We start from the raw sequence: 7,767 nt of genomic DNA, 5'->3' as shown, positions 1-7,767 counted from the left end.
ATGTTGACTGATGCACCGCCATCGCGAGCAAGCTCGCTCCCACATTTTTTATGCGGTGTTATTTGAAGTCGTTCTGACGCCAGGCTTCGTACACGGCCACTGCCACGGTATTGGACAGGTTCAGGCTGCGGCAGCCCTCGCGCATCGGCAGGCGCAGGCGTTGCTCGCCGGGCAGGGCGTCCAGCACCTCTGCGGGCAAGCCCCGGCTTTCCGGGCCGAACAGGAACGCATCGCCCGGGGCGAAGCTGGCATCGTGGAACGGCCGCGAACCCTTGGTGGTGAAGGCGAATACCCGCGGATGGCCGAGGCTTTCCAGGCAACTGGCCAGGTCCGCGTGGCGTTGCAGGGTGGCATACTCGTGGTAATCGAGGCCGGCCCGGCGCAGGCGCTTGTCGTCCATCTCGAAGCCCAGCGGTTCGATCAAATGCAGGTGGCAGCCACTGTTGGCGCACAGCCTGATAACGTTGCCGGTATTCGGCGGAATTTCTGGTTGGAAAAGGATGACGTGAAACATGCACGGCTCCGAAGGTAAAGATGACGCGCATTCTACGCCGCCAGAAGGCGTGCGTTCGAAACTATTCCTGCGGGTAATGGGCTCGCTGGCGATTGTCGGGGTGATGGTCGGGATGATGATCGGTCGCCTGACTACGCCAGACCCCAGCCAGTTGCAGCAGGTTGAGGTGACGAGCGACGGGCTGGTGGTGTGGTTCAACAACGAACCCAAGACCCACGGCGAGATGGTTGATGGCAGTGTCGCGCTGCTGTTTGGCGCCGAGGGCAAGGCGCAGAAAGGCCAGCTCAAGCTCGGCGGCAAGGACGTGAACTGGCGGGTACGTTTGAGCGATGGGGGGTTGTTGCTGACACTGGTGGCGGCCCGGCCCCTGCAGGGCGAGTGGACCGGTAGCGAGGTCGATGACCGCTGGCGGCYGGAGATCCATCTCCGGGAGCAATAAAAGAGGGGAATCCCCGGCCTGCCTGTACCAAGGTCCCCAAAACGGGAGGGTTCGCGCATCGCGTCTGAACCCGGTGTAAAGAGGGAATCCCCGGCCTGCCTGTACCAAGGACCCCAAAACGGCTGGGCTCGTCGCGGATGCGATGTGAGCCCGGTGTAAAGAGGGGAATCCCCGGCCTGCCTGTACCAAGGTCCCCGAAACCGGGTAAGTGATCTGATTCACTTGAAAGGGTTATTGCAGGGGGCGTGCCAATTTTCACAAAGAGAAACAAAAAACCGGTTTGAAACGCTGAAAGCCCCGAGATTCGGGGCTTTCGTGTTTTTTCGAAAGGGATTCGATTGCGAAAGCAGGTGGGGATTCGAAGCTGTTTTCGTGCGCGATTGCGGTTCACGGTGCATTGCGGCGGTGCACTGATAACCCAAAAAGCATCGCGAGCAAGCTCGCTCCCACAGTGGATATTCAGTGTTGTCACGATTGTGTGAACACCAATTAACCCTGTGGGAGCGAGCTTGCTCGCGATTGGATCTAACTAGCCGCGATTAACTACAGACTGTTTAAGCCTCATCCCCCTCATCATCATCCCCACCATCCACCTTCATCCCCAATTCCTTGATCTTGCGGGTCAGGGTGTTGCGCCCCCAGCCCAGCAATACGGCGGCATCGCGGCGGCGGCCGGCGGTGTGTTTGAGGGCGGTCTCGATCATGATCCGCTCGAAGGCCGGCACGGCGCTGTCGAGCAGGCTCGACTGACCGCGGGCCAGCGCCTGGTCGGCCCACTGGCGCAGGGCCTGTTCCCAGTTGGTCACGGGCGCCGAATCCTGTGGCAGGCTCAGCAGCTCCGGCGGCAGGTCGCCGATGTGCACTTCGCGACCCGAAGCCATCACTGTGATCCAGCGGCAGGTGTTCTCCAGCTGCCGCACGTTGCCGGGCCACGGCAAGTTCTTCAGGTATTCCTCGGTTTCGCTTTTCAGCAGCTTCGGCTCGACCGCCAGCTCCTGGGCGGCGCGGCCGAGGAAGTGCTTGGCCAGGGTCGGGATGTCTTCGCGACGGTCCGACAGGCGCGGGATGTGGATGCGGATCACGTTGAGGCGATGGAACAAGTCCTCACGGAACTTTCCGGCATGCACCAGGGTTTCCAGATTCTGGTGAGTCGCGGCGATGATGCGCACATCGACCTTCACCGGCACATGACCGCCGACGCGGTAGAACTCGCCATCAGCCAGTACGCGAAGCAAGCGGGTCTGGGTGTCGGCAGGCATGTCACCGATTTCATCGAGGAACAGCGTGCCGCCGTCAGCCTGTTCGAAGCGCCCGCGCCGCAGGTTGGCCGCGCCGGTGAATGCGCCTTTCTCGTGGCCGAACAGTTCGGATTCCATGAGGTCTTTGGGGATCGCCGCCATGTTCAGCGCGATGAACGGCGACGCTGCCCGCGGACTGTGACGGTGCAGGGCGTGGGCCACCAGCTCTTTACCGGTACCCGATTCGCCGTTGATCAGTACGGTGATGTTGGAGTGGCTCAAGCGCCCGATGGCGCGAAATACTTCCTGCATCGCCGGCGCTTCGCCGATGATTTCCGGGGTGCGGGTCAGGGTCGGGGCGACTTCCAGGCCTTGTTGTTCCTGGGCGTGCTGGTTGGCGCGTTTGACCAGGGAAACCGCTTCGTCGACGTCGAACGGCTTGGGCAGGTACTCGAAAGCGCCGCCCTGATAGGACGCGACAGCGCTGTCCAGATCGGAGTGAGCGGTCATGATGATGACCGGCAGTCGTGGATGCTGCTCGCGAATCCGCGCCAGAAGGTCCAGGCCGCTGGCGCCGGGCATGCGGATGTCGGAAATGATCACGTCCGGCTGCTGGCGCGCCAGGCGGCTCATCACACCATCGGCGCTGTCGAAGCTTTGCGTGGTCATGCCTTCCTGCTGCAGGGCTTTTTCCAGGACCCAACGGATAGAACGGTCGTCATCGACGATCCACACGGTTTCACTACGGCTCATGTCGATGTGGCTCCTTGTTCCAGTGGCAGAAAGATCGAGAAGGTGGTGTGGCCGGGGTGGCTGTCACATTCGATCAGGCCCTGGTGCTGGCTGATGATGTTCTGGGTAATGGCCAGGCCCAGTCCGGTACCGTCCGGACGTCCGCTGACCATGGGGAAGAAAATGGTTTCCTGAAGTTCTGCAGGGATGCCCGGACCGTTGTCGATGATCTCGATCTTGGTCACCAGGCGATGGCGCACGTGGCCGATGGTGAACTGGCGCATGGCGCGGGTGCGCAGACTGATGCGACCCAGGCGCAGCTCGTTCTGGCTGCTGATGGCCTGCATGGCGTTGCGCACGATGTTCAGCACGGCCTGAATCATTTGCTCGCGGTCGATCAGGACGTCGGGGATGCTTGGGTCGTAGTCGCGCACCAAGGTGATGCAGCCCTGGCTTTCGGCTTCTACGAGATGGCAGACGCGCTCCAGCACTTCGTGGACATTGCACATGGCCAGCGACGGCAACTTGTTGGAGCCGAGCATGCGGTCCACCAGATTACGCAGGCGGTCGGCTTCTTCGATGATGACGTTGGTGTAGTCGCGCAGGCTTTCTTCCGGCAGTTCCCGGGCCAGCAATTGTGCCGCGCCGCGAATCCCGCCCAGCGGGTTCTTGATTTCATGGGCCAGGCCGCGCACCAGCATCTTGCTGGTTTCCTGCTTGGAAAGCTGTGCTTCTTCCTTGGTGATCCGCAGCAGGCGGTCACGAGGGTGGACTTCGAGCAGCAGCATTGTGTCGCCGTTGCTCAGGATCGGCGTTACCGCGTAGTCGACGGTCAGGGTCTGGCCGGTGAGGGCGGTGAGCATGGCTTCGCGTTTGGTGAACGGGTGCGCTTGTTCGACGGCCTGGCGCAACGAATTCAGCGCTTCGGTCGATTCGGTAAACAACTCACTGATGAACTGCCCATGGCTGCGCTGACCGCTGATGGCCAGCAGCATCTCCGCCGCCGGGTTCATGTACTCGAGGCGCAGTTCGGCGTCGAGCAGGATGGTGGCAGTGGTGAGGTTGTCGAGTAGCAAGCGGTGGAGTGCGTCGCTTATGGTCATCGGGACCTCTTTTAGGGCAGAGCATGCGCAAGAAAAAAGCGCTGGTACGGGCAAAATGCAAAAACCAAACCAAGGCTCCGAAAAGAAGCGTTCAGCGCCTGAAACAGGCGTTTGACGCTCGTTTGCGTGGCGTTCTGCCAGCTATCGCGGGTAGTTTCGAACCAAAATGGGTTGGAATGTGAGTACGGTGCAAGCAGCTGCACCAATATAGTGCGCAAACCTGAACGAGGTTAGAAAAGTCTCAGAAAAGGATTTTTTTCTTCGGCGGGTTTGTCGCTGAGCGGGCATTCCGGTCGCTGGCCGTAGTCTTCGAGGGTGCAGGGTTTGATCCTGCGCTTCTGGGCGAGAGACGTGCGTTGCATGTGGAAAGGCTGGCTGGCGGTGCGTTCGACGATGCGTCCCTGTTCGTCGAGGATTTCCACGGACAGGGTATGGCTGCCGCGATCGATGTTGCTCAACGGGAACACCGGGCTCAGGCCGGGTTCGGCAGTGGGCTGGCCGTCGAGCAGCAACCGGTAGCGATGACCGGGTTGCAGGCCGGGCTCGTTGGTGGCGCTGACGATGACTTCACCGGCGTTGCTGCGGATGGTGGCGTCGGGTTCCGGGACCAGGATGCGCAACAAGTCATAGTGGAACGGCGCTTGAACTTCAGGACTGCTATCAGCACTCAACGGCGTTGCACCGGTGGGGATGGCCGCTATTCGATTGCTCTTTGTCAGCGGTACGCACCTGGCGTTACCGGGTTTTGGCTGGTCGGTGAAAACCCGATTGCCCTGAGCGTCGACATACATGAAGACCTCTGCCGAGGCGGGCAGGGCGATCAGGCAGGCGATCAGTAGCCAGGCCTTCAAGGCTTGTGCACCCGCTGTATGGCGAATGTCACCGCAGGGCTCTGCTGTACAACGTTTTCGCCATCGATCACTTGTACGGCGAGACGGTGTTCGCCGCGATCGATGTTCACCAGTTGCAGGATCGGCACATTGCCTGGCTGGCCGTAGGGCTGATCGTCCAGCAGTAGCTGCAACAGGTGGGGGGCTTGCAGGCGCGGCTTGATCAGCACCGTTATGGTGAACGTGCCGTTGTTGGCGCGCAGGGCTTCGGTGGTGGGCAGGCCGGTCAGCTCCAGCACTTCATAGGTCTTGTGAGGCTGTTCTTTACGACCGGCCTCGGCAGCAGGTGCGACTTCGCCGGGAGGCTGGCGCTCGACGCTGTTGAGGGGCGGCAAGTCGACCGGATGGGCGCTGACGCCGTCGGGCGGTTGATTGCTGTACGCGGTGGCGCCGTTGGCGTCCGTGTATTTGTAGATCTGCGCCGTGGCGGGCAGAACGATCAGCAGCAGGATGAACAGATAACCGCGACCCATAAAAACAACCGGAAACGAAAACGTAGGGTTGCAGCATAGGTCAGGGTTGGTGGTTGGCCCAAGTCGCTAAACATTTGCGCATGATTCACGGAGATCTGGCGGACGCCTCAATCCCCTGTGGGAGCGAGCTTGCTCGCGATTGCGGTGGTTCAGTCAACATTGTTGTTGAATGTCAGTCCGTCATCGCGAGCAAGCTCGCTCCCACAGGGAAACAGATCAGCCATCGAATCGTGCACATAAAAAAGGCCCCCCGAAGGAGGCCTCTCTTTTGTCACGCCGCTTGCGCGGGCGCTACCGGATCAGCAGCTGTAGTACAGCTCGTATTCCAGTGGGTGTACGAAGGTACGTACCTTGATTTCTTCTTCGCTTTTCAGGGCGATGTAAGCGTCGATGAAGTCGTCGCTGAAAACGCCGCCTTTGGTCAGGAACGCACGACCTTTGTCCAGCTCTTCCAGGGCTTCTTTCAGGCTGCCGCAAACTTGTGGGATCTCTTTGGCCTCTTCAGGCGGCAGGTCGTACAGGTTTTTGTCAGCGGCGTCGCCAGGGTGGATCTTGTTCTGGATGCCGTCCAGGCCAGCCATCAACAGTGCGGCGAAGCACAGGTACGGGTTGGCAGCCGGATCCGGGAAGCGTGCTTCGATACGGCGGGCTTTCGGGCTCGACACGTAAGGAATACGGATCGAAGCGGAACGGTTGCGAGCCGAGTAGGCCAGCATTACCGGAGCTTCGAAGCCTGGAACCAGACGCTTGTAGGAGTTGGTCGCCGGGTTGGTGAAGCCGTTCAGGGCCTTACCGTGCTTGATGATACCGCCGATGAAGTACAGGGCGGTGTCGGACAGGCCGGCATAGCCTTCGCCTGCGAAGGTGTTCTTGCCATCTTTCCAGATGGACATGTGCACGTGCATACCCGAACCGTTGTCGCCGTACAGCGGCTTAGGCATGAAGGTAGCGGTGCGGCCGTAGGCATCGGCAACGTTGTGCACGACGTACTTCAGGGTTTGGGTTTCGTCGGCTTTCTTCACCAGGGTGTTGAACTTGACGCCGATTTCGTTCTRGCCGGCAGTCGCCACTTCGTGGTGGTGAACTTCGACGGTCAGGCCCATTTCTTCCAGTGCGTTGCACATGGAGGTACGGATTTCGTGGTCGTGGTCGAACGGTGGAACCGGGAAGTAGCCGCCTTTGACGCCTGGACGGTGGCCTTTGTTGCCGCCTTCGATGTCCTGGTCGGACATCCACGAACCTTGTTCAGAGTAGATCTTGAACATGGAGCCGGAAATGTCGGACTTGAACTTCACCTGGTCGAAGATGAAGAACTCTGGCTCTGGACCGGCGTACACAGTGTCACCGATAGCGGTGGCTTTCAGGTACTCTTCGGCGCGCTTGGCGATCGCACGTGGGTCGCGATCGTAGCCTTGCATGCTCGAAGGCTCGATGATGTCGCAGACCAGGATCAGGGTCGGTTCTTCGGTGAACGGATCCAGAACAGCGGTGGAGTCGTCCGGCATCAGGATCATGTCGGAGGCTTCGATGCCTTTCCAGCCAGCGATGGAGGAACCGTCGAACATTTTGCCGACTTCGAAGAAGTCGTCATCCAGCGCATCGCGAGCCGGCATGGTCACGTGGTGCTGAGTGCCTTTGGTGTCCGTGAAGCGCAGATCAATCCACTTGACGTCATGATCTTTGATGAGTTGAACCGACTTCGACATAGTGTCCTCCGGGTGGCTTCGGGCTAGTAATGGATGCCCTTAAATGTGGGTGATGCCGGCGCGAATACTCTGCCAAGGCAACCTGCCTCACAAGGGAGCAAATTGCATGCCAGTGCCCCACCATGGGTTTTTTGCCCCAATTTCACGCCTGTCAGGTGGAAAAGCACCTTAAATCGGAAAATCCCGCCCTACAATGTGGCGTTCATTTCAATAAATGACCTGTTTTGGTGCGCGCAAAACCTTCTACACATTAACTGGTTAAACCTTGAGCAATTTCCGCTATAATCCGCGCCCCCCTTTTTCGGCAGACCCTGCGCGCGCTGTTTCCATGAAATTAATCGTAAAAGTCTTCCCCGAGATCACCATCAAGAGTCGACCTGTCCGGACGAAATTTATCCGCCAGTTGGCCAAAAACATCCGCGCCGTGCTCCGCGATCTGGACCCGGCCGTGGTGGTGAACGGCGTGTGGGACAATCTCGAGCTGGAAACCCGCGTCACCGACCCGAAAGCCTTGAAAGAGATGGGTGAGCGCCTGACCTGCATGCCGGGCATCGCGCACTTTCTGCAGATCGACGAGTACCCGCTGGGCGACTTCGACGACATCACCGAAAAGTGCAGGCAGCACTACGGCGATGCGCTGGCCGGGAAGATTTTCTCGGTGCGCTGCAAGCG

8 protein-coding genes and 1 pseudogene are annotated in these 7,767 nt (G+C 59.8%); 3 read left to right on the top strand and 6 right to left on the bottom strand.

Going from position 1 to position 7,767, the window contains the following annotated elements; translation table 11 throughout:
* Positions 1-58 precede the first annotated feature (58 nt).
* Positions 59-514 carry a tRNA (cytidine(34)-2'-O)-methyltransferase gene (locus ACXRVY_RS12060; RefSeq protein ID WP_223457845.1) on the bottom strand — a complete coding sequence of 152 codons (456 nt, stop codon included), beginning with the start codon at positions 512-514 and terminating at the stop codon, positions 59-61.
* On the opposite strand from ACXRVY_RS12060, the gene ACXRVY_RS12055 reads away from it, so the two are divergent.
* Positions 513-953 carry a hypothetical protein gene (locus tag ACXRVY_RS12055; protein WP_458237462.1) on the top strand — a complete coding sequence of 147 codons (441 nt, stop codon included), beginning with the start codon at positions 513-515 and terminating at the stop codon, positions 951-953. The genes ACXRVY_RS12060 and ACXRVY_RS12055 overlap by 2 nt on opposite strands.
* 554 nt (positions 954-1,507) lie before the next feature.
* Here ACXRVY_RS12055 and ntrC read toward each other — a convergent pair.
* On the bottom strand, positions 1,508-2,944 hold the full coding sequence (gene ntrC, locus ACXRVY_RS12050; RefSeq protein WP_223457843.1) for a nitrogen regulation protein NR(I): 1,437 nt from the start codon (positions 2,942-2,944) through the stop codon (positions 1,508-1,510).
* A complete protein-coding gene (glnL, locus tag ACXRVY_RS12045) occupies positions 2,941-4,026 on the bottom strand; it encodes a nitrogen regulation protein NR(II) (RefSeq protein ID WP_057712404.1) in 1,086 nt (361 codons plus the stop codon). The genes ntrC and glnL overlap by 4 nt, the downstream gene beginning before the upstream one ends.
* 23 nt (positions 4,027-4,049) lie before the next feature.
* On the opposite strand from glnL, the gene ACXRVY_RS12040 reads away from it, so the two are divergent.
* The gene (locus ACXRVY_RS12040; protein WP_223457842.1) at positions 4,050-4,208 is read left to right on the top strand and encodes a hypothetical protein; all 159 of its coding nucleotides are present in this window, start codon (positions 4,050-4,052) and stop codon (positions 4,206-4,208) included.
* A gap of 48 nt (positions 4,209-4,256) precedes the next feature.
* Here the strand turns inward: ACXRVY_RS12040 and ACXRVY_RS12035 are convergent, their stop codons facing one another.
* From ACXRVY_RS12035 to glnA, 3 genes are all read right to left on the bottom strand, one after another.
* The gene (locus ACXRVY_RS12035; protein ID WP_223457841.1) at positions 4,257-4,877 is read right to left on the bottom strand and encodes a DUF4124 domain-containing protein; all 621 of its coding nucleotides are present in this window, start codon (positions 4,875-4,877) and stop codon (positions 4,257-4,259) included.
* Positions 4,874-5,389, bottom strand: coding sequence for a DUF4124 domain-containing protein (locus ACXRVY_RS12030; protein WP_223457839.1), 516 nt, complete (start codon positions 5,387-5,389; stop codon positions 4,874-4,876). Before ACXRVY_RS12030 ends, ACXRVY_RS12035 begins: the two co-directional genes overlap by 4 nt.
* 299 nt (positions 5,390-5,688) lie before the next feature.
* Entirely contained in the window at positions 5,689-7,095 is a 1,407-nt protein-coding gene (gene glnA / locus ACXRVY_RS12025; protein WP_458237461.1) for a type I glutamate--ammonia ligase, read from the bottom strand.
* 328 nt (positions 7,096-7,423) lie between these two features.
* Between glnA and ACXRVY_RS12020 the strand changes: the two are divergent.
* Positions 7,424-7,767: pseudogene (locus ACXRVY_RS12020) on the top strand (tRNA uracil 4-sulfurtransferase ThiI); the annotation flags it as partial.

It is taken from the genome of Pseudomonas sp. P5_A2_2 (genome assembly GCF_054177685.1).
Note: the sequence above shows the minus strand (reverse complement) of the source record. Positions and strands in the feature narration are given on the sequence as shown.

Bases quoted from the DNA above. Each gene is read 5' to 3' on its own strand.
- ACXRVY_RS12040 (WP_223457842.1), top strand. From the start codon at position 4,050: ATGCGCAAGAAAAAAGCGCTGGTACGGGCAAAATGCAAAAACCAAACC.
- ACXRVY_RS12060 (WP_223457845.1), bottom strand. From the start codon at position 514: ATGTTTCACGTCATCCTTTTCCAACCAGAAATTCCGCCGAATACCGGC.
- glnL (WP_057712404.1), bottom strand. From the start codon at position 4,026: ATGACCATAAGCGACGCACTCCACCGCTTGCTACTCGACAACCTCACC.
- ntrC (WP_223457843.1), bottom strand. From the start codon at position 2,944: ATGAGCCGTAGTGAAACCGTGTGGATCGTCGATGACGACCGTTCTATC.
- ACXRVY_RS12030 (WP_223457839.1), bottom strand. From the start codon at position 5,389: ATGGGTCGCGGTTATCTGTTCATCCTGCTGCTGATCGTTCTGCCCGCC.